The sequence below is a fragment of the Paenibacillus sp. B2(2019) genome (genome assembly GCF_008370385.1).
Lineage (GTDB): Bacteria > Bacillota > Bacilli > Paenibacillales > Paenibacillaceae > Paenibacillus_AQ.
The window spans coordinates 57,780-79,645 of the sequence record NZ_VTZR01000005.1; the positions used below are offsets into that span (position 1 = coordinate 57,780).

Consider the following 21,866-nt stretch of genomic DNA (forward strand, 5'->3'; position numbering starts at 1 on the left):
ACGAAGTAGCCCAAGAAGCTTACTCGACATCGAATATTGAATTCAGGCGAAACTTCCGGTGCTCACGTAGCTTCCACTACGCTCCGCTCCTCAGTTTCTACCTTCATCCAATCTTCTCGGTGCTGAAAACCATACTTTTTGAACTCGCACTTATAGGAGCTTCTCACTAACTGCCGCAGCTGTTGTTTCTTTATTGATAATGGACTGCTCACTAGTCTTTTTGAAATATTCCACATATAAAATATCCAGCAAATAGAGTTGTGAGATCTTAGCAGATAATGAACCGCCCTGCAGAGGACCCTCATTAGCACCACAAAGTAAGGTAAGATCCGAATACGACGTTAAAGGTGACTTTTCAAATCTCGTAATGGACACCACCTTAGCGCCTCGTTCCTTCGCCTTTCTTGCAACCTCGATACTATCTTTCGTTGAACCGGAGTAAGAAATGATTACAGCTACATCTCGGTTAGACATTAGCGCCGCAGACATCATCTGAAGATGTGAATCCATCAAACACTCCGTTTTGTTTGTAATGCGCATAAATTTAATTTTGGCTTCCATCGCCGTGATTAATGAAGAGCCTACGCCGAAAAATGATACTCGTTCCGCGTTTATCATATAATCAATAGCTTCATTGATCTTCTGTATATCAATTAAATTATAGGTCTCGTTCAGCGCACTTACATTTGTGGTCAGCACTTTGGAAGCCACAGCTTCAGTAGTGTCGTCCATTAGAATTTGATCCGTAAGCTGCGGGATCTCATTCTCCACAGTGATACTATGAGCGAGTGCAATCTTGAACTCTTGATACCCTTTATAACTTAAAGATTTGCAAAATCGAAAAATACTTGATTCACCTACATCGCACGCATCTGCAAGATCAGTAATCGACATATAGACAACACTTCTCGTGTTCTCCAGGACGTAGTCCGCTACCTTCTTCTCCGTATTCGTCAAATTATTGTACTTGGAATGAATAGAAGAAAAAATACTGATTGTTCGCAAATAAGCCCCTCCTTTACAATGATTTAATGTGCGAATAAAGAGGAAGCGCCAAGCAAGCCTGCCTTATTCCCAAGTGAGGCCTTAACAATTCTTACACCCGCAAAACTCTCCATAATTAAAGACTTCGTCCGTTCCTCGACCCTTTGAACTAAATCTTCTTGCTCCATAACACCGCCCCCAATAATTATAGCGGATGGATTGAAAATATGAATAATTGAGGCTAAACCCACGGACACCTCAGTTACCCATGAATCCAAGATCTGTTTCAGAGCTTCGTCCCCTTTGTGAATTTTATCAAAAAGGACTTTTCCGTCTGTACATTCGGGATCTGCCTGCTGAGCCATCTTGACTAAAGCAGTAGTTGAAGCATACTTCTCATAAAAAGGCAGTCCCTCCACCACATCTGACAATGGATGTGTCAGGATATGACCAAATTCGGCCGCTACCCCATCTGCTCCTTTATAGATTTGGCGGTTCAATACAATGGCACCACCAATGCCCGTGCCAAACGTCAAGCATAAGAAATTGTTAAAGTTCTGGGCAGCACCATAATGAGCCTCGCCTAATGCTGCTGAATTCACATCGTTCTCTACCATAACAGGTTTATGAAAATGATTAGTTACAATTTCCTTAATCTTCATCCCTGTATATCTAGGTATATTTTCGTTAGCATAGACTATAATTCCTTCTTCAGCATTGACTTGACCGGCCGTACTTATAGCAATGGCATCAAAATCATCATTTTCTGCAATTTTATCAAGCAATCTTAAGATTACATGCGGCCCTCCCAAGTGGCTCTCAGTTGCATACTCCTTAAAGTTATGAACATTCCCAAGTTTATCGCATATACACATCTTGGTATTGGTACCGCCAATATCTACAGCGAGAATTCTCATCCTTATCTACCCTCTCCGGCAATCTACTGAATAGCGTTTACAAACCTTTTGGTAATCTCCATTGGTCTTGTAATCGCTGAGCCAACAACTGCTGAATAAACACCTAGATCGAACATTGTCTTCAGTTCTTCAGGAGTGGAAACACCGCCTTCAGCTATCACAGGCACAGAGAAGTTGCTTACGATTTGCTTGACTAGCTCGAAATCTGGAAGTGACCGCTCTTTGGTGTATTCTGTATATCCGCTTAAGGTAGTTCCCACAAGATCAAACCCCAGCTCAACGGCTTTAGCAGCTTCTTCAAATGTAGAGCAATCTGCCATAAACAGTTGATCTTTATAGGTCTCTCTTATGTGAGGAAATAGTTCTGAGATAGTTGATCCATCCGGACGAGTCCGGTCCGTCGCATCCATAGCAATGATATCTACCCCTTCTCGGTAAAGCTCATCTACTTCCTTCAGGGTTGGTGTAATGAACACTTCAGAACCTTCATATACCCTTTTGATGATCCCAATGATCGGTAGATCCACTGTTTTCTTAATTTCTTGAATATCCGCTACGCTATTTGCCCGAATGCCTGAAGCACCGCCCAAGTATGCTGCATAAGCCATTCTTCCCATTATAAACGGACTATGCAGCGGTTCTTCGGGTAAGGCTTGACTGGAGACGACTAGTTTATGTTTTATCTTTTTAAGTACATTATTTTCAGTATTCATCAGTAACCCACTCCACATCTTTATTTATTCTTTAACTGCTCCTGCTGTAATTCCATTGGTGAAGAACCGTTGGAATAACATGAACACTAGCAACATCGGAATTGCAGCAATGGTGGCTCCGGCCATTTTATATGCGAAATTAGGATTCAGATCCTGCATTAAGGTTGCAGTACCAACCATTAATGTTTTCATTTTGTTCTCTTGGCCTATAACCAGCGCCAAATCATACCGTTATACGAATTCACCATTCCAAATTGCTGTGTAATCCGGAATAAAGGCACGATCATAATTTCTTTAGGAATCATCAAGCTCGATATGAAAATAATGAAGATCATATCTTTACATTTAAAATTGATCTTTGAGGATGCATAGGCAGCCATAGCGCCTACAATAATAGCGATGAAACTTGTTAAGTGTCATTGATATCTCCCTTAAGATGTGAACGGTTTCTTTTATACATATTCAAGATATCACTTAAATTTGATTCTGTAAATTTTTTTCTCTATTTTCTATAAAATAAAATTTATTTCCACCAAAATAACAATCATACTAGAAAAATAGTTTCATTTAAGTGAATGCCCATAAAATAAGACCTTATTTTCCATTTAAAAATAGAATATCGTACGATATATGCAGCTCTAGTTATAATCAGAGTAACACGATCTACGACCTTAAAGTCATCCGCTGGATTGGTAATTACTAGAAATCTTTTTGCATCTCTTAGGGGCAATAGATTATCCATTTAAATCTAATATAAATGTCTCCTACAAGGAGACATTTTTCTCCATAGGAAGCACAAACCCTAATTAACACACAATGTTCACTTAAAAACTGTGTTTTTCACGTGGACACATCTTTAGAAAACTGATTTCTATGATATAATGAAAGCGTAACCAGAACAATACAAAATATATTGTTTCTTCGCCAAAGGAGGCTGGAGGAAATGCTAGCAGGTCTTAAAGAACTTAAAAATTGGGTAACGGAAAATTGGAATCCAACGATGAATTCAGGTAATGAGGATTATCAAAAAATGGAATATTCTGTGCAACGCCACTTGCACACTCCAAGATCCCCAAAACCACTCACCTATGAAGAAGAAGCTCGTATCAAGACTGTTAAATTCCATTAATTTCACCACCTTTAGATACAGATTGACCCTATAATAGAATCTTGTCCTAAGGCCGCAGATCCGGAAGTCATTCCAGTAGAGCGGTCTTTTATTATGCCTTGAAATTATGTAACGAAAAACCTTTTCCATATTGACTCAATTACTTGAATCAAATACATACTAAAAAACCTCCCTCTCCATGACGGCATCCCATCACTTCGAAAGAGGCTTCCTAGTATCATTTGATCTTATACAGACATTTGTCCTTTCTTCTGCAAGTCCGAAAGCTTGACCGCCTGACCTGCGTTCAATCTCGAATGTTCCGACGCGAATGCGATCAAATGACTCTGCAGGGATGCCGTCGCCGAGGTCAAGCCTTGCGATGGATTGCTGTCGAATTGACGCACATTCTGCAGGAATGAGCTTACCATACGGTCATCGCCGCCTCCATGGCCATCGCCTTCCACATTGCAGCCAATCTCAACCTTCTCGCCCGATACATAGCGGTACAGCGTGAAAGATCCTTTGTCCATATCCCCGATGATCTCGCCTTGTGTTCCCATAATTTGAACCCGACGCGTGCCGCTCTGTGTCAGCCCTGACATGATGAACGATGCATTCGCTCCGTTCTCGAACTCCATGTTGACTACCTGGTGATCCACGACATTATTATCGCAGCGATACACGCAGCGACCCCACGGTCCTTCCTTCAGCGCCTTCAAGATCCCCTCTTGCGACAAATCATTCGTCATATAGCGTGCCCAAGGGTGTTCCGGGGGCTGAATATATATTTTCATCGCCGAGAAGGCGCATTCCTTCTCAACCTCACAGCCGTTGATACAGCGATCCGCGGAGCCTTCCGGAGCGTTCTCCGCCCTGAAATGCAGTAATGATCCGTACGAGCTCACGCTTGTACACGGTTGATTCATAAGCCATGAGATGAGATCCAGATCATGGCATGATTTGGCCAGGATCATGGGACTCGTCTCCTCCGAATTGCGCCAATTCCCGCGGACATAACTGTGTGTCATATGCATGTAGCCCACATTTTCGGTTAATTGAATCGTACCTATCGTTCCGAGTTCACCGTCTTCGATGCATTTTTTGATCCCAGACCAGAACGGGGAATATCGCAGGACATGGGTTACGACGAGCAATCGCTTATACCGAAGCGAAGCTTGCTCCAATTCGATGCATTCTTCCATGGAAGGAGACATCGGCTTCTCTAGCATGACATGATAGCCTAGCTCCATCGCTTTCATCGCTGGTATATAATGCATCCGATCGAGCGTAGCAATTATCATCACGTCCGCAATTTGACCCTGATCGAATACTTTCTCCCAAGAATCGTAAACATGTTCTGGGGCAATTCTATGAATCTCTGCAAATCGATTTCTACGTTCATCATCCGGCTCAGCTACGGCAACAATCTTTAATTCATTCGGGAACTTCTCCGCGTAGGGCCCATAAATATATCTTCCTCGACTGCCAGCGCCAAGTAATACAGCTGTTAATGTTCTCAAGACTACTCCTCCTCTTGCGCACCTAGTGTACTTCCATTGTAAGGCGGTAGGAACGGAGGCAAAAGAGATCGTTACTGACATTTCATATACATTTATTGACCTTGATTCTGTATATGGATCCTTGCCATACGGAAATCTTGCGGCGTCGTTTCGTTCTGCTTCTTGAAGAAGCGAATAAATGCAAGCGCTGAGTTGTACCCCAGGGCAGCAGCAATTTCATTCACTTTCATCGATGTGTTGAGCAGCATATCTTTGGCGATCAGGTTACGATAGTCGTTCACATATTTAGATAACCCCATTCCAGTGATTTGCTTATAAAGTCGGGATAAATACGATGGATTCAAGCTCACGTAATCGGCCAGCGCATTTAAGGAAATATCAGTAGAAATATGTTCTTCAATATATCGATGTACCTTATTCACGACCTCTGTCGGCAATTGCGTACCCCGCAGCGCATTCCATTCGAAGAAGCAATCCGCCATTTGCGAGAAGTATTGAATCAGCTCCGACCATGATGCGGAATCTCCATAGCGATATAACTTATCCAGATCCATCAGCGTATTGATGTAATCCCGAATTTCCCGATTCTTATGGATATAGAACAGAAAAATAGCTGAAAGCGAATGATACAGTTCGATCTTCCGCTCATTCGGCGACTCCTCATCATTCCAAATGGACGTTAATTCGGCATACAGCTTGTTGAATTGCTCCCGATGATTATTCTCGAGACAAGACATCAGCAATTGAACACGGGCGTGATAGAAGGCATCGTGGTAGTTCCCACTCAGATCACCGTTCACTTCTCTTTGAATGTCTTTATCGGTCAATATGACCTCATTAAATAATCCATGTCCTTGTACCAGGCCGTATTTGATCGAGTGAAACCGATCAGATATGTTATCCCATGTCGTTGCTTCACTTCCAAGAAGGAAAGAAACCGATAAACTCAGCAATCTCTTGCAATTTCCCTGCACAGTCTCCAGAATACCGCTCGTATACCGATGAGCTCTGATCCAATCCTGATCCCCGTATTCGATAGACGATCCATCCGGGATTTTCGGTTGAATCATCCAGACGATTTTGGATAACTCGAATACAACGGAATAGCATCTGACCTGCGTGGACAAATACTCATCGCAAATGTTCTGTACGGCGTAAGTCAATAACGCTTTATCCGGCGTCGTGAACATTTCTTTCCATGCGTCTACCCTGCCTATGAGCAAGTAAACCGGCAATGTCGCATCAAGCGGGATATCGATTTCTTTGAACGCCTGCTTTAATTGGCTATCCGATACATGCTTGCCTTGAAAGAGCTCCCACACATACTCTTTTTGCAGGGAGGGCAATGCCAGTCTCATTTTGGATTGCGCTCTAGCGATCATCTGTTCTTGGTTATTTTCTTCTTCAATTTTCTCAATCGCCCGTTCTACGGACTGAATAATTTTCTCATCACTTTCGACCTTCAGAATATAATCGAACCCACCGTACGTAATTGCGCTCCTTGCATAATGAAAATCATTGTATCCTGTTAAGAAAATAACTTTGCAGGCCGGCCACTGGGATTTGATTTCCCGAAGCAGCTCAATCCCTTCCAGTCCAGGCATCTTAATGTCGGAAATCACGATATCAATACGATGATGAGACAGTACCTCCAGTGCTTCTTCACCTGAATATGCCTTCATAACCTCGAGTTGTAAATGATCGGTCTCATTGAATAGCTCCAGAAGACCATCGACAATAATGGGAAGGTCATCGACGATTAGCAGTCGGTACATGCTGATTCCTCCTCTAGTTCGCGCTCAGATTGATTCTTACTTGAAGTCCACCAAGAGCAGAACGTGACACTGTAATGCCATATTCCTCACCGTACCGCAGCTGTATTCTGCGATGCACATTTATGATTCCGGTTGTTTCCTCCATCCGAGTGGTAGATTGACGCAGTCGCTTCTGAAGCTGTTCGATCTCCGCATCGGAGATGCTTCGGCCATTATCTTCGACATAGATGGAGAATACATCGCCCACCCGCTCACAATGAACCCATAGCTCACCTTTCTGAATCATATTGCCCAAGGCATGCTTATAAGCATTTTCGATGATCGGCTGCAGAATCAGCCTCGGCACGAAGAGATCGGGAACATCACCTTCGAACTTGACTTGAATACGGTCTCCGTAACATATGGTTTGCATGTCTACATACGTGCGAGAATGATTGACCTCCAGCCCCAGCGGAATATCATCCTCGTCATCGCGAGTAATGAACTGAAAATATTGTCCGATGTACAGGCAGAATTGATAAGCCTTTTCCTTCTGATTCTCGGATTTAATTAACCGGCACAATACAAAAAAACAATTATATAAAAAATGAGGATTAATTTGCGATTGCAATCGTTTCAGTTCAGAACGCTGGTTCCTGATTTGCTGCTCGTAATTTTCCTCGATTAGTGTTTTCAAGGATCGGATCGTATTATTAAAAGCTTGGTACAAATACCCGAACTCATCGGCTCCACGATCGATCACGATCGGTTCCAGCCTATTCTGCTGAACGCGCCGAAAGGAATGCACAAGTTTCATTAATGGCCGATAGATAAATCGTAATAGAAAATAGGAGAAGAAAACGACAATACCCACAGCTAGCGCGCAAGCCCACCAGAACAATGTTCGATAGATCTCAAGAGAACCCAAAATCGTCTCTTCAGGAATGCACATAATCGAATAGGAATTCCAGAGACTGGAGTATTTATATACCGTAAGAAATCGCTTACCATTATACATAATCGTTTCGTATCCTTCGTCTTTTTGCAATTCCCGCTTATCCGCAGCGAAGGATTTCATTTGTTCCAGCAGTTCCGGATCCATGTCACTCTCGATCTCCCAACCACGTTCCAGATTGAGCAATACGCTCTGTCCACCACGTGAGCTGCCGATTTGAGATAACGTTTCTCTGATTTTGGTAGTCGATAATTCAACCGCTACGATATAAATCGGATTTTTAACGGTATTAATGGGGTATTGCATGGAAATAAATAATCGATCGTTCCAATAAATGAAAGGTTCTTCGTATAATCTCTTGTTTTGCTGCATAGAAGCATATTCCTGCTTATTCATCGAAGTTTCAAATTTATTGCTAAGAATCGTTCGGTCGATAAGAGGGATATACGCCCTTGCTTCTTGAATAAATGGACTTGAGTTCTTCATCAATTCAAGCCGTCTTTGGATATCTAATATTTTTTGCGCACGATCGTAATAACTCATGTAATTGCCTGTAGTTGCAATTTCCATCAAGTCTTTGTCCATCACATAGTTCGGCAAATAACGGCTAATCCGGTCTGCTTCCTTGTCGAGTGAATCCAGATAGAAGCGAGTCGTATTTAGAATAGACTCGGAAATTTCACTCCGAATATTGTCCGAACCCTTCTCATTAATCAACCAGGTAATCGCCATGAGCGGAAACAAGGCTGCCAGAAAGGCAGCCATTATTTTCTGGAATATAGAGGAATCTTTAATCAAGAATCGGATTTTCATCGTTTGTTCTCCTGCAATGCAATGTCTTAGTTTGAGTGCCCTATTTTATTCTTTGACACTCCCCATCACAATTCCTTTAATGAAGAACCGTTGCAAGAACGGATACACGATTAGAATCGGAAATGCTGCTACGAAAATTTGAGCGGCTCTGCTCGTACGATCGGACAATTTGAGCATTAATTCTGCCCTCTCAGGTTTAATAAAGCGGAAATCCATTTTGATAATGATCGTCTGCAGGAAGGTCTGCAGCGGATAATTCTCGGGATGATTCATGTAAATCATACCGTCAAACCAGCTATTCCAATGCCCCACCATGGTGAAAAGACCTGTCGTTGCCAATGCCGGCAACGATAGCGGCACATATATTTTCCATAAGGTAGTAAATTGACCCGCCCCATCGAGCAGCGAAGATTCCTCAAGTTCTTTGGGCAGACTGCGATAGAAATTCAGCAGCAGGATAACGTTGAACACCGTGACCGCTCCTGGCAGCAACAAAGCCCAGATTGTATCGAGCATCCCAAGGTTCTTCACGGTTAAATAGTTGGGAATAAGCCCGCCACTGAATAAAATCGTGAATACGAAGAACCATGAATAGAAGGTCCGCAGCCGAAATTGGCGAGAATCTTTGGATAATGGATAGGCCGTGATAATCGTCAGGAACATGCTGATTGTCGTTCCCATAAGGACCCGCTGAATCGATACCCAGAATGCGCGTAAATATTCAGGTTTTCCAAATACGTTAGCATAAGCAGCCGTTGTGAATTCAACTGGCCACAGGATGACTTTTCCGGCGGATGCTGCCTGCCCGGAGCTGAACGAGAGCGCCAAAATATGAATAATAGGCATGAGGCATAACAAAGATACGGATGCCAGAAAAATGAAATTACATATCAAAAACAATTTCCTTCCGAATGATCTGTTAGTACGCACGATGTGTCTCCCTTCTGAATTACCGACAATTGCATTAGAAAATGCGGTAATTCGCTACACGATAGGCTAAGATATAGGACATAGATACGAATACGAAAGAGATGACTGATTTCAGTAGTCCTACGGCCGTAGCGAAACCGAACTGTGCTTGCTCAATCCCCATACGATATACGAAGGTATCGATAATATCCGCGCTCTCATAGACCGGAGGACTGTATAAATTGAAGATTTGATCAAATCCGGCATTCAGTACATTCCCGATACTTAGCGTAAACATGAGAACGATAATAGGAAGCATCCCCGGCAGCGTCACATGTAACGTCTGCTTAAAGCGTCCTGCGCCGTCGATCTCCGCTGCCTCGTACAGTGACGGATTAATACCGGTAAGCGCAGCCAGATAGACAATCGTACCAAATCCGAACTCTTTCCATACATCCGATATGACCATGACATAAGGGAACCATTTATTGTCTCCCAGGAAAAAAACAGGGTCGATACCCAACAAGCCAAGCACTTGATTGAGAATACCGGAAGATGGAGACAATACATCGATTAGAATACCGCTTAACAAGACCCATGATAGAAAATGCGGCAAGTACACGAGCGTCTGGAAGGTCCGTTTGACCCATTCTTTCCGCAGCTCATTCAGCAGTATCGCTATGGTGACCGGAACGACCATGCCTGCTACAATTTTCATCACCGCAATGTATACTGTATTGAAGAATATCCGGCCGATATCGGGGTAATCCATCAGTAACTGAAAGTTTTTAAGACCAATAAATGGTGAGCCGAACAACCCTTTATTCGGTACGTATTTCTGAAAGGCCATCATAATGCCGGCCATCGGGATATAACTGAAGATGAGGACCAATACGATCCCAGGAACCAACATCAAGTGAAGCGGCCACTCCCTTTTCCACATACGCGTTAATACATTCATGCTATCCACCTCGCTATAGGACTAAAAATGAAGAACTAGGTTAAAGAAAAGAGAGGTCGTTTGTGTCCAACCCCTCGATTCTCCTGCTATCATTGTTTGTTAGTCGCGTACCATTCATTGACTTCTTTGGTCATTTCGTCGCCGCCAAGCTTTTTCCACTCTTCCACGAATTTATCGAATTCATCCACGGATACTTGATTCATCATAATCTTGAAGTATACTTCATCCCGCTTCTTCTTCAGGATTTCTTGTCGATCTGCCATGGTTGGAGTCGGTGCGCCGTAGAATTTGTTCTGTAAGTACTGTTTATTGTTCTGAATTTCAGGAACAAGTGAATATGCGCCTTTTGGACCTGAAATCAGATATTCCCACCACATGTTGATATCGGTACCGTCAACATACTTCATGGCACGCTCGTAACGAGTTTTTTGATCTTTCGTCTCCAAAATGCTCTCGTCTTTGTTCTCGATCGCTTTTGGCAATATTTCACCGTTATTATCCTTTTGTTTACCAACACGAAGCGGGCTTAGAAGCCAGTAGTTGTTACCTTTCTCCTTCAGGTCTTTACCATACTCATACACTTTCTGTTCTGGCGTCGGATGATTATCCACGACAATCCAATGGTTCAGCAATTTAATAACGCCTTCCGGATGCTTCGCTTGCTTGGAGATAACATAATATTCGTCAACACCCAAACCTATCTGCGATTGTGCAGGGTTGCTATCTGCCGATGGAATCGGGAATACGCCCCACTCTTGTACGACTTTACCATCCTTTACTGCGCCTTTAGCGAGCTGAGCCGGTACCCAAGACTGGCCGTATACGATACCTGTGTTGTTGTTATAGAGGAGCTCTGCTGCTTTCTCCACATCTTTAACGACGAACTCAGGATCAATTAATCCTTTCTTGAACATTTCCTGCAGCGCCTTAAGTGCGTCTTTCACTTGAGGCTGAATGTCACTGTTGACCAAATTGCCATTTCCGTCTTCCATCCAAAGATTTTCATAAGCATGGTAACTATTCAAGAATGCTATTAGTCCTGTAACAGCTGTGGACTGGTTAAATGGATCTTTGCTAATTGCAATTCCATGCGGTTTCCCAGTGCCGCCTGGATCTTTTGTTTTGAACGCTTCGGCGATCGTCAAGAGATCCGCCATCGTCTTCGGTTCCGGCAGGTTCAATTTCTTCAGCCAGTCCGTACGTACATAGAGGAACTGATACTGGTACGGATTATAAGAACTTGGAATCCCCATGAGTTTACCGTCGAAAGTGGCGGTCTTCAGTTGCATTCCGCCATCCATCGACAAGAATTTCTTCGTCTCATCCGTCGCATTCTTGTCATATACGTCCGTGATATCCATAATCATATCCGCTTCGGTCAGCTCTTTCAGCTGTGTAGCATTAACCTTCATGAAGTCCGGAAGATCATTGGAGGCGATGGACATCTTCACTTTTTCCTTGAATTGAACGTCATCGGCGGACACCCATTTATTCGTGAGCTTCACACCGATATCTTTCTCATACGCATCATAGACAGAGTTCTTCTCAAAGCTTTCGCCCTCATCGAATTTGAGATACTGATCGCTTGCCGAAACTGTTGAAACTTCAATCACTTCATTTTTTTGTTCCACAGGTGTCTCAGACTGCTTCTCCGGCTGCTTCTCCCCTTCATTTGTGGTTTTGCCGCATGCCGTGATAGTTAAACTTAGGATCAATGCAACGATCAGAAGTATTCTACTTTTTTTCTTCATATTACCCCTCCACATTGTCTCAAAATAGGTCGTGCATCTACTTCATGCTGCTTCTCTTCCTAGTTCTAGTATAGGAAAGGAAAGGACCCCCATCTATATACTAGTCTTTACTTTCGTATACACCTCTTGACTACCGTCAGGCTTGTCCCTAGAACGCACAAGGGAGAGGGAGTCTCCCTAGGTTAGGTTGACTCCCCCTTCGCTTCGTTGAAACGTTACCGTGTATTAACTCGAATATTCAGCTCCCCACGATATTTGACAAGAGATGACGCGCCGCTTCTTGCTTCATTTTCATTTCTTCATTTTTCGATAAACCTAAGCGCACGTTCTGATTGATATTCAGCTAGACCTTTTGCGAATTGTTGATCGGGAAATCCTCTATGCTGTAGCTTTAAACCCGCTGAAGTTAATGATATATGGTGATGCAATTGATAAAATAACAGCCTATCCGGATCAAGCTTATCGTTCTTAAGATACCGATAGAAATCTCCAAATCGCATCTCCAAAAAACTATGCTCATGCTCAATATCAAAGAACGCTGCTCCTTCGATATCGATCAGAAAGGGCTCCAGCTTATCATTAACCAATACATGGTCAGGACCCAGTTCCCCATGAATAAATCCATACTGCTTTCTAGGCTTAATTCTTGATTCAAGCTCATACAACTTATCGAGAAGTTTACTTTGATTAGACCCGATCTTCTCCATATGCTGAGAGGCGTAAGCTAGCTGTACTTTCGCATTTTTCATTTGTAATGAATGACATTGTTCTGTACTGATCTCGTTAGCATTGGCTTTCCCAAAAATCTGCCTTTCGGTGGTATGCATTGTAGTAAGCATATCCCCCAACTGCTGAAACACTTTATCTTGAACAGCTAATTCGGAATGTTGGAAAAAGGTTTCTGCCTTACGTCCATCTATATATTCAACAAGCGCATAATCAAATGGGTAACGATCTCTTTCCTTGTTCAGATCATAAAGTGCTGGGGTCTGAATTCCATGTTGTGTTAAATACTTATTGTTTAATTCAAACAAATCACTTCCATAGGACTGTTCATTTATATCTTCATTCGCTTTTTCTTCTTCAAAATAATTCATGGAAAGATCCCACACATACAAAACGCAGGAAAATCCATTACTGCACTCAATCTTGTAGACCACCTTTTGTGCGCCACCATGCATTCGTGAAACACGAGTAACTAAATAACTGGTGCCAAAAATCCGTCCAATATAATCCTGTAAGTCGGCCTGATCGAGATGATAGGTAACGTCCATTAACAACACTCCATTGATTAAGTTTTGCCGGCTTCACAATAGTAAATAAAATCCAGCCCAAAGTATAGACTTTTTCTTTCTGATCAATTATGATGTTGAATAAGGTCTTGAAAAAAATAAGCATACAAAAAGCCTTTGGATTTTATTCCAAAAGGCTTTTTTTTGATGAAATTTCTAGCGAAACCGGCATATCCTTAAGTTATTTATAATTACTCAACTATCGTGTCCTGTCATCAGCGCTCATCGTGTATACATAATATAATCATCATTCTAACTCATCGCTGTTAACAATACGGCAATCGTATTAAACACACCGTGAAGAATCATACCAGGCACGACCGATCCCGTACGTTCATAGGTCCATGCAAGCACAACTCCACTAATAAAATTCACGGGCATGGCATTCATAGTGGGAAAATGTGCAAAAGTAAAGATTAGCGAACTAATCACAATCGCCCATCTCATACTAACACGAGCCCGTAGCCAACGATATATAAATCCACGGTAAAATATCTCCTCATAAAAGGGTGACACGATCCCTGCCGACACGATACCAATAATTATAGTAAATAGAGTGACATTTTGCTTCAGACTCTCTGTTTTGCTGTTGTCCACCGTATTCCCAAGAAAACTCGTGAGATAGAGAGTGGCCACACTAAATACAATGAGAATGAGTGTCCACAGGGCAATCCTCCACCAATCTTTCGCAGGAAACCCCTTTACTCCTACCTCTGTCCAGGACATTTTCTTCGGTCGTAAAGCAATGAAATATAATCCTAACAAAAGTACAATCGCGATGGTAAGCCCTGTAAGAGTCCCTGAATAAAGAGTATTCCCCAACCATTGCTCATACATTGACTGTACCGCATACTTGATAACGAATATAACGAATACAAATTCAAGCGCAAGTAAAGCAATAAACTCACGCCATGTCCACTGATCCATCTTCTTCCACATTTCCGTACTGGTCATCCTTAATCCCTCAATCCTCTGTGATATAATTTAATGATATTAGGTGACGTTACGTCACCTGCAAGCATTATTTTCGAGAGGAAAGAAGAAACATGAATAGATGGACAACAGGACAAGTATCCAAACAGCGGAATATTTCCGTTCGAACCCTACGTTATTATGATCAGATCGGTCTTCTTACACCAAGTTATAAGGAAGATAACGGCCGCCGTTATTATTCAGAGGAAGATTTATTCACTCTCGAAAAGATAACGTTGCTTAAATCACTATCACTACCGCTTGAAGACATTCAAAATGTAATGGACAAGCTATCTTTTCGTCATATTCTAATCGCACATCATAATCATCTTCAGGAGCAGCTTACTTCTCTTCAGGGCAGTATTGCAAATACTACGTCTTTGATCAATATGATTGATCTAGAAGGTACACTCTCCTGGGATCGGGTTTCTCATCTGGTCCATAACGTACAACCCATTTCTAAACAGTGGATCGATTATTTCAACGATGACGAAAGTGCATTTCTACAGAATGCACTACCCAATCTCAACAGTAATGACCAGACCACTCAGCAATATGCCTCTTTGCTGCGCCGGATTGAATGGTGCATACAGCAATCTGTTCCACCTGAATCTGATGAAGGTTATAACATTGCCTGCGAGTTAATGAAGCTATCACACGAAACCTTTAATGGAGACGAGAAATTGATGGAGAAGTTTTGGGAAGTGAGGAAGCTCCCTACATTAGAGTCAGGACTATATCCCGTATCCGACGAAGTGCTGAACTTTGTGGAGATTAGCATTGCTCACGTTCAAGAAAAAGGGACGGGACAGAAATAGGAATTGAGGAATTTATTGAAATCATGAGTAGCCCCTTTAAACTGAATAAGCGGCGGATCTCTAAAGGAGGATCCGCCGCTAACACATACTAAAAAAATCGAACTTCATATTTATGACTACTTCATAATAATTGCGATAATCCCTACTATAATACACAAAATCCCACTTATAAATTGTCCTAATCCTGAAGCTTGTCCCATTAGTATGAAATTGAATATGTTTTTACTTTTTCTATTTTTCCCAAATAAACCATCTTCTTTTCTCATAAGATAAAGACCCCAAACTATCAAAACTACCCCGAAAATAAATAATATACTAAGCAATTATATTCCTCCATTATTTGTTTCATATGTGCATATTTACGAAAAATATTATTTGTCATCTTCATCAAAAATAAACGTTTCTTCAATTGATAAATTAAAAACTGAAGCTATTTTATACGCAAGTAGCACAGATGGATTATACTTTTCTTTTTCTAATGAGATGATTGTTCTAGAAGATACACTTACTTTATCAGCTAGTTCTTGTTGAGTTATTCCTTGTTCTAGTCGTAATTCTTTCACTCTATTTTTCATTAAATATCTCCTTGATTAAAGGACATGATTATAATATTTTCTAGAACCAAATTCACTAATGATTAAAGATATTAAAACAATTAATAATGCAGTATTTGTAGGAATTACTAGGAAATTAGTTAAAAACATAATAATTATAATTACATACATCAAAAAACGCATTGAAAAGTGAGAAACTTTTCCATCAATTAAAATATCTCTTTCATCATATTCCTTTGACATATTCCTTTCCAATATTTTGTTATTGCGGGATTTAAGGTAAGAAATTATTGAAATCAACAAAATTATTCCACCTATGAATAACATGACATAACCATAATTAAATCCTTCCGATGTATCGAGATATAATTGAATAAATCCCAATACCATTAACAAGATTGATAATAAAAGTCGCTGTATGAATAGTTTTTTCAAATGTAATTCTCCTAACTAACTTATTCTTCTAAAGTGAAGTTTGTTTCATATGAAGTTTACTTCATGTGAAGTTGACTTCATAATATCTTATTTCAAAGTAAATAACAAATGGTAAATAATAGCGCTTTAAATAACAGATTATTTCATCATTTGAACAATTTTATTGTAATAGTGTTCAAGTAATCTGCCCGTTAGCTGAATAAAGGCAGTCGATCACGTTGACTGATCGGCTGCCTTATCGTGTTTATTGAGCTATTGATACTCGTTGGGAATATCTTGTGGTTAAACTTGACGCTCAGTATCCATGTCCTTTTTATACATTTTTTCCGCTTCAATAGGACTCTCTTTTGCCGTCATATGGCTTGGAATTACCCGATAAACTTGAACCGGACCGCCGAATACAGCTGATCTATACTTCTCCACATGCTGCTTGGACAGGGGGCGATTATAGTAACCTGGTACATACTTATTCATCATTTCCTGAAGTACATGAGTGGCTTCATCCAAATCCGTGATCGGTTCTGCTTGTCCGAATATCATTACGCTCATATAAGCTGTATCCGTTTTCGCAGGTACCGGATCCGTAATGGTTCCGTATTCCTCACATACCGTAAAACACACCTCTGAATTATCACTCATCACCTGATTACGCCTTCCGTCTCCAGCCCCGTGAAAATAGAGTTTCCCTTCTGTCCATACATAATTAAGTGGCACAACATAGGGGCGATTGCCATCAGCCAACCCAAGATAACCCAATCTCGCTTGCTGAAGGAACCCTTCAATCTTCTCTTGATCCAGGCATTCCCTGCTCTTGTAACGAACCGAATTCATATCGATATCTCTCCTTTAACTCTAGCGTGCGGCAACGACCAAATTGCGAATACCAGCGTTGTTACGGTAGTATATCAATGAATGGATTGCATTAAAATATCCAAAAATCACCGTTTAGAGCAATCCATAATTAATATTATTATGATTGGACTTCTATTTGGAGGTGTGTACGATGATGAAAGTAATTCGTAATGATAAGAGACCGATCTGGCAGCAATTGCTTGATCAAGCGATTCATAATATTACTAGCGGAGTCTGGGCGCCAGGAGAATTACTAATACCTACCCGCGAACTTGCTCACATCGTAGGTGTCTCACGTTCAACTATACAGATCGTCTATGAAGAATTGTTAAGTCGAGGTTATACAGTTACCTCTCGCCGAGGAGGAACGCGAGTTAGTAAATGGAAGCAATTCAATGTGTCAACGAAGGAAATAGAACCAGAGGGTCCCACAGCTCCTTCACTCTCCTTGTTAGACTCAGCTGTTGATCATTTACATGACTGGTTCAGAGGTAAAGAACAGCTAGAAGTGGATATTGATTTCAGTCCTCATGAACCCTATTTGGATGAACAATTTCAAAAAAGCTGGCGGCAATCGCTGCTCCACGCATCTGCTGAAATGGATTTATCAAGCTGGGCTTACGGTAATTGCTACGGTTACACACCATTACGTGAGCAATTACAGCGTTATTTATCCCTTGAACGGGGCATACATATCCAAACTAATCAGATTCTGTTGACCTCAGGAGCTCAACATAGTATAGATTTAATCGCACAGTCGCTTTTAGCTGATGGGGACACAGTTTCAGTAGAAGATCCAGGTTTCCCAGCTGCTTGGATGGCGATGAAATATCGACGAATGAATGTGGTACCTGTTCCCGTTGATGAGTATGGTCTAGTGGTGGAGCATATTCACCCTCAATCCAAACTGATCTTTGCCACCCCTTCTCACCAGTGCGCAGTAGGGGTCGTTATGTCGGAGCCCCGTCGGCAACAATTGCTACATAAAGCGGTTCAAGAACGGTTTTGGATCATTGAAGACGATTATGATAGTGAATTCCGGTATCGTGGGGAGCCGCTGCCAACGTTATTTAGTCAGGCATCCAATAATACTTTGTATCTCATGAGTTTCTCTAAAATGATTGCTCCTGGCATTCGTATTTCGGCTATTATAGGTTCAGTCGAGGCAATTGCTCAACTAGCGAAGGTACAGGAACTGACTTACCGTCATCTTCCGATTATGGATCAGCTAACACTAACCCATTTCATTAAAAATGGTCATTTTATGCGGCATATGAGAAGAGTCAGAAATGTATATCGAAGAAGACACGAGGTCATGACAAAAGCTATTATGGCTAGTGGTTTAGGGGAGCGTTTTACACTCAGTGGAGTAGAAACAGGATTGCATGTGTTACTTGAGGCTGAGGAATCATACGACGAAGAAACTGTGACAAATTTAGCCCTACAACATGGAATACGTGTTTACCCTCTTGGACCCTATTGTCTGGATAGCAAAAGAAAGGGATGGGTATTGGGGTTTGCAAAAGTAGATGAAGCATCAATTGAGCAGGGGATACATCGCCTTGCGGAGATAATTCTGTAAAATCATTTCCGCAGGATTAGATAAATTAAAAGAAAGTATGGACTTTAAATTACTTGGTCCGATGGTTACAGTTACCGTGAATCCCTTGGTTACGCCCTCATTTTAAGATACTTGGCTTATGCAGATAGCAAATAATACAAGCCTCTATCCCGCCACTCGGAATAGAGGCTTGTATTATTCTTACTCCTTTAATACTCTCCTTTGATTACAAAATACGAGCCACGGATTGTACCGGCTAGTTTAGACTTCTGCCTAGCAAATTTAAACTTCTCTTCTAACTCCTTTGGTATCTCCATCCCCTCAGAAAGCTTAAAACCAACGGCTCGCTTCTTAGGATCATCAACCGTATACATGACATTAACCTCAAGTCCATCTTCATAAAAGACATAAGTGAATTTAATATTTTCCACTTGAAAACGCGATGTTTCTAAAGGTTTTGCAGCAAACTCAATATTACGTTCTTCTTTTAAAATTCGGCTCACATAATCAAGGTTTTCCTGGCTTTCGCTAGCTGGGACAACTGTAAATTCATGCTTGTACTTGTTCATAAAGTAACGAGCTTCATTCGCACGTAAACCAGCAAGCGCCTCTGCTACAGGTGAAGACTCTACTCCGACCGTAGACACATTTTTAAAATCAACGATATACGTCATTTCCATCTCTCCTTTTCTCTCATTATTCCCTATCAACAGGATACAATAACTAAATTTTTAACTATATTATATCAAAAATAATCTACTTCACATGTTCAAATCTATGCCCGTAACTTTCTAAAAAAGAGCACCTGCTGCAAGGCGACCAAGACTTATAGCCTTCATCCTTGCAGCAGGTGCTGACGGTCAGCTAAAAACCGTATCATCCATATATTGGTGCCATCGAAAACAAACCTTGAAACGGATTCCTACCTGACGCATTCTCTCAACCTTCTGTGTGACCGAGCCCCTGAATACTGTTGTGATCAATCGAGCTCCGCGCGGGAGAATAGATCCCGGATCAACGTCTCATCTTCACAGGCCTGCTTCAACCGCACCGCGAACTGCTTAATAGCTTCGCTATTCTCCGAATAAGCACAGAACATATCCGCTTCCGGGTCAAAATGAATCGTATCTACCCATTCAGGCATATATTCGTTCACAAACACAGCCGCCAAAGAAGCCCAATCGTACCCGTTACCTTCAAATCCTTCGTCTGCCCGGGCCTCGAACACTTCCGATCGGTAGCTACCCACATTTAGAATGACAGACATGCCTCCACCTTGCTGATCCACGAGTATAAAAGGGGCAACGTCCTCTTCTGCGGATTCTGCTTCCAGCCGTGCAATGACCTCAGAGCGGGCTTGATCCGTGAAGCAAAGCACCCCGTTTTTCTGAACAATCAGCCCTTCCCATATCCGCCCATCCAGCCAATCGCTGATCCAGCCCGGAGCATACCCGCCTTGACCGAACTCGCCGCCAAAAGCGATCATTTCCTCATATACATCCAGATATTGTTGACGGCTCGTATTTGGATAAGAGCTTGTGTACAGCCAGAACTGTACATCGTACATCAGAGCAGAAAGCTCATCCGCATGAAAGGAAAAGTGTCCCTTCTCTTCTACGATTCGGGTACAGACTCTACGGATCTTCTGCTCAAGCTGATATACCTCAGGCACATGGCTGCACAGCTTGGCAAGCAAAGGCGAGAATTGGCCTACGGCTACTTTGCGCAAATCCTCCTCTTTATCTTCTTCAGAGGTGTCGTATTCCTCATCATTCACCAGGCCGCGTATAAACGTCTCGAAGTCTTGGGCCAGGAACGTAATCTCATAATTATCTTCCTGATCCACATGAATCACCTCGGGTTCTCCGTCCCTCCCACAGTTCCGGTAATCCAGCATCACGACATCATGGCCTGCCGAAGGGCAATCACAAATTACCACGCCAATGTCAGGGTATCCCCACTCCTCAATCATAAACGGACTGCCGAGATCGCCGCAGAGTGAATAGCTTTTCTCGCGTCCGATGCCCATAATGCCCGTAATCGCAATATGATCCTCAGCCCATGAGGTCGCGTCCTCCGTCGGAAAACAAGTATTATAAGGAACTCCCCCATTGTGCTGCTTCATCAGACTGATATAAGAGGCAGGAAGCTTGTAACCCAGTTCTTCTTCTACAGAAGCAATCAGCTCATCCGTAGGCGGGGCAGAAACATATTCTTTTAGCGCATAATCGCTATCTTTCCAAAATTCGGAGAGATCCATCCCCTCAAAAGGAGTTGCAGTCGTCCCCGAATCATTATGTTGCTCTCTGATTGCCTGTCTGGCTGCGGCGTGTTGTTCTTTGCGTAGCTTGCGCTGGCTGAATTTCAGAAACATGGCCGTATTCTCATCATCCGGATCGAGGTCGTGGGCAATACTCAGCACTCTCACCGCTTCCTCATATCGATTCAAATAGTAGTAGGAATATCCCACGCGAAAATGCCACAGATAGTCATTCTGCCCTTGTTCCGCAATCATCGCGAAGTGTTCAAGCGCTTCTTCATAACGTCCCAAATTGTTATACGCTCTTGCCAGACTGCTGACTACCTCGTAATCTCTGTCCGCTAGAGGAATCGCCATCAGGGTGTCTGCAATCTTCTGGTGTTCATCATCTTCATGCCACTGTGTCAGCTGCACGGTTAGTTCTTTGTCCATGGTCTACCTCCCCAAGCGTATAATCAAATTACTAGAATATAGAGAAATATGGTTTCCCCTATTCTACCAGATGGGATGTAGGTATTGAAAATCGTAAAGAGGGCAGCTAAACGTAGCCATGACCCCAGCAGGAAACGGTAACTATACCTACCCTGTAAATAACCTGCAACACGGGGATACCATCGAGTACTCCTTTACCTATAATCCGGGGCTAGGGGCCGTCGATTCCCCGACCTTAACGTATATCCATGGGGTAACCCAAGGAACACCGGAGTAAAGTGGATAAACCCTAGACAAAATGC

Annotated in this window: 21 protein-coding genes and 2 pseudogenes; 4 read left to right on the forward strand and 19 right to left on the reverse strand. The window is 42.2% G+C overall.

What is annotated here, in order from left to right; genetic code table 11:
• Positions 1–150 precede the first annotated feature (150 nt).
• From PAENI_RS06815 to PAENI_RS32190, 4 genes are read right to left on the reverse strand one after another with little or no spacing between them, the layout of a single operon-like run.
• Positions 151–1,005: a MurR/RpiR family transcriptional regulator gene (locus PAENI_RS06815; protein WP_076300453.1), complete on the reverse strand. Its 855-nt coding sequence runs from the start codon at positions 1,003–1,005 to the stop codon at positions 151–153.
• 23 nt (positions 1,006–1,028) lie between these two features.
• Positions 1,029–1,901, reverse strand: coding sequence for an ROK family protein (locus PAENI_RS06820; RefSeq protein ID WP_149644760.1), 873 nt, complete (start codon positions 1,899–1,901; stop codon positions 1,029–1,031).
• 23 nt (positions 1,902–1,924) lie between these two features.
• Complete coding sequence (locus PAENI_RS06825) at positions 1,925–2,614, reverse strand: N-acetylmannosamine-6-phosphate 2-epimerase (protein WP_149644761.1); 690 nt, start codon at positions 2,612–2,614, stop codon at positions 1,925–1,927.
• A gap of 24 nt (positions 2,615–2,638) precedes the next feature.
• A complete protein-coding gene (locus tag PAENI_RS32190; RefSeq protein ID WP_262495541.1) occupies positions 2,639–2,806 on the reverse strand; it encodes a sugar ABC transporter permease in 168 nt (55 codons plus the stop codon).
• A 751-nt stretch (positions 2,807–3,557) separates the two neighbouring features.
• On the opposite strand from PAENI_RS32190, the gene PAENI_RS06835 reads away from it, so the two are divergent.
• Positions 3,558–3,743, forward strand: coding sequence for a hypothetical protein (locus tag PAENI_RS06835; RefSeq protein WP_042130754.1), 186 nt, complete (start codon positions 3,558–3,560; stop codon positions 3,741–3,743).
• A gap of 227 nt (positions 3,744–3,970) precedes the next feature.
• On the opposite strand, the gene PAENI_RS06840 is transcribed toward PAENI_RS06835, so the two are convergent.
• From PAENI_RS06840 to PAENI_RS06875, 8 genes are all read right to left on the reverse strand, one after another.
• A complete protein-coding gene (locus PAENI_RS06840; RefSeq protein ID WP_149644762.1) occupies positions 3,971–5,245 on the reverse strand; it encodes a Gfo/Idh/MocA family protein in 1,275 nt (424 codons plus the stop codon).
• A gap of 92 nt (positions 5,246–5,337) precedes the next feature.
• Positions 5,338–7,020 carry a response regulator gene (locus PAENI_RS06845; protein ID WP_076286025.1) on the reverse strand — a complete coding sequence of 561 codons (1,683 nt, stop codon included), beginning with the start codon at positions 7,018–7,020 and terminating at the stop codon, positions 5,338–5,340.
• 13 nt (positions 7,021–7,033) lie between these two features.
• Positions 7,034–8,767, reverse strand: a complete 1,734-nt coding sequence (locus PAENI_RS06850) for a sensor histidine kinase (protein ID WP_149644763.1) — start codon at positions 8,765–8,767, stop codon at positions 7,034–7,036.
• A 45-nt stretch (positions 8,768–8,812) separates the two neighbouring features.
• Positions 8,813–9,697: a carbohydrate ABC transporter permease gene (locus tag PAENI_RS06855; protein WP_149644764.1), complete on the reverse strand. Its 885-nt coding sequence runs from the start codon at positions 9,695–9,697 to the stop codon at positions 8,813–8,815.
• A 34-nt stretch (positions 9,698–9,731) separates the two neighbouring features.
• The gene (locus tag PAENI_RS06860) at positions 9,732–10,637 is read right to left on the reverse strand and encodes an ABC transporter permease (RefSeq protein WP_188114492.1); all 906 of its coding nucleotides are present in this window, start codon (positions 10,635–10,637) and stop codon (positions 9,732–9,734) included.
• An 89-nt stretch (positions 10,638–10,726) separates the two neighbouring features.
• Positions 10,727–12,388 (reverse strand): extracellular solute-binding protein, encoded by a 1,662-nt coding sequence (locus PAENI_RS06865; RefSeq protein ID WP_149644765.1) that lies wholly within the window; start codon positions 12,386–12,388, stop codon positions 10,727–10,729.
• Positions 12,389–12,687: 299 nt separating this feature from the next.
• Positions 12,688–13,617, reverse strand: a complete 930-nt coding sequence (locus PAENI_RS06870; RefSeq protein ID WP_149644786.1) for a phosphotransferase — start codon at positions 13,615–13,617, stop codon at positions 12,688–12,690.
• Positions 13,618–13,932: 315 nt separating this feature from the next.
• Entirely contained in the window at positions 13,933–14,634 is a 702-nt protein-coding gene (locus PAENI_RS06875; RefSeq protein ID WP_149644766.1) for a CPBP family intramembrane glutamic endopeptidase, read from the reverse strand.
• A 92-nt stretch (positions 14,635–14,726) separates the two neighbouring features.
• On the opposite strand from PAENI_RS06875, the gene PAENI_RS06880 reads away from it, so the two are divergent.
• Positions 14,727–15,470, forward strand: a complete 744-nt coding sequence (locus PAENI_RS06880) for a MerR family transcriptional regulator (RefSeq protein WP_076286021.1) — start codon at positions 14,727–14,729, stop codon at positions 15,468–15,470.
• A gap of 116 nt (positions 15,471–15,586) precedes the next feature.
• Here PAENI_RS06880 and PAENI_RS31755 read toward each other — a convergent pair whose 3' ends face one another.
• The 4 genes from PAENI_RS31755 to PAENI_RS06895 all read right to left on the reverse strand — a co-directional run bounded on the left by PAENI_RS31755 (position 15,587) and on the right by PAENI_RS06895 (position 17,290).
• Positions 15,587–15,736 (reverse strand): hypothetical protein, encoded by a 150-nt coding sequence (locus PAENI_RS31755; protein ID WP_188114493.1) that lies wholly within the window; start codon positions 15,734–15,736, stop codon positions 15,587–15,589.
• Positions 15,737–15,841: 105 nt separating this feature from the next.
• Positions 15,842–16,045 carry a helix-turn-helix transcriptional regulator gene (locus tag PAENI_RS06885; RefSeq protein WP_076286019.1) on the reverse strand — a complete coding sequence of 68 codons (204 nt, stop codon included), beginning with the start codon at positions 16,043–16,045 and terminating at the stop codon, positions 15,842–15,844.
• A gap of 15 nt (positions 16,046–16,060) precedes the next feature.
• On the reverse strand, positions 16,061–16,459 hold the full coding sequence (locus PAENI_RS06890) for a DUF2178 domain-containing protein (protein ID WP_149644767.1): 399 nt from the start codon (positions 16,457–16,459) through the stop codon (positions 16,061–16,063).
• Between the two features lie 282 nt (positions 16,460–16,741).
• Entirely contained in the window at positions 16,742–17,290 is a 549-nt protein-coding gene (locus PAENI_RS06895; RefSeq protein WP_076300446.1) for a pyridoxamine 5'-phosphate oxidase family protein, read from the reverse strand.
• A 172-nt stretch (positions 17,291–17,462) separates the two neighbouring features.
• On the opposite strand from PAENI_RS06895, the gene pdxR reads away from it, so the two are divergent.
• On the forward strand, positions 17,463–18,893 hold the full coding sequence (gene pdxR / locus PAENI_RS06900; RefSeq protein ID WP_149644768.1) for a MocR-like pyridoxine biosynthesis transcription factor PdxR: 1,431 nt from the start codon (positions 17,463–17,465) through the stop codon (positions 18,891–18,893).
• A gap of 188 nt (positions 18,894–19,081) precedes the next feature.
• Here the strand turns inward: pdxR and PAENI_RS06905 are convergent, their stop codons facing one another.
• The 3 genes and pseudogenes from PAENI_RS06905 to PAENI_RS06910 all read right to left on the reverse strand — a co-directional run.
• The gene (locus PAENI_RS06905; protein ID WP_042191399.1) at positions 19,082–19,546 is read right to left on the reverse strand and encodes a hypothetical protein; all 465 of its coding nucleotides are present in this window, start codon (positions 19,544–19,546) and stop codon (positions 19,082–19,084) included.
• A gap of 305 nt (positions 19,547–19,851) precedes the next feature.
• Positions 19,852–20,160 (reverse strand): immunity 51 family protein, encoded by a 309-nt coding sequence (locus PAENI_RS32555; RefSeq protein WP_262495544.1) that lies wholly within the window; start codon positions 20,158–20,160, stop codon positions 19,852–19,854.
• 42 nt (positions 20,161–20,202) lie between these two features.
• A pseudogene (locus PAENI_RS06910) lies at positions 20,203–21,564 on the reverse strand (SMI1/KNR4 family protein); the annotation flags it as partial.
• A gap of 112 nt (positions 21,565–21,676) precedes the next feature.
• Here PAENI_RS06910 and PAENI_RS31760 point away from each other — a divergent pair.
• Positions 21,677–21,841 (forward strand): annotated as a pseudogene (locus PAENI_RS31760) (hypothetical protein); the annotation flags it as partial.
• Positions 21,842–21,866: the final 25 nt, after the last annotated feature.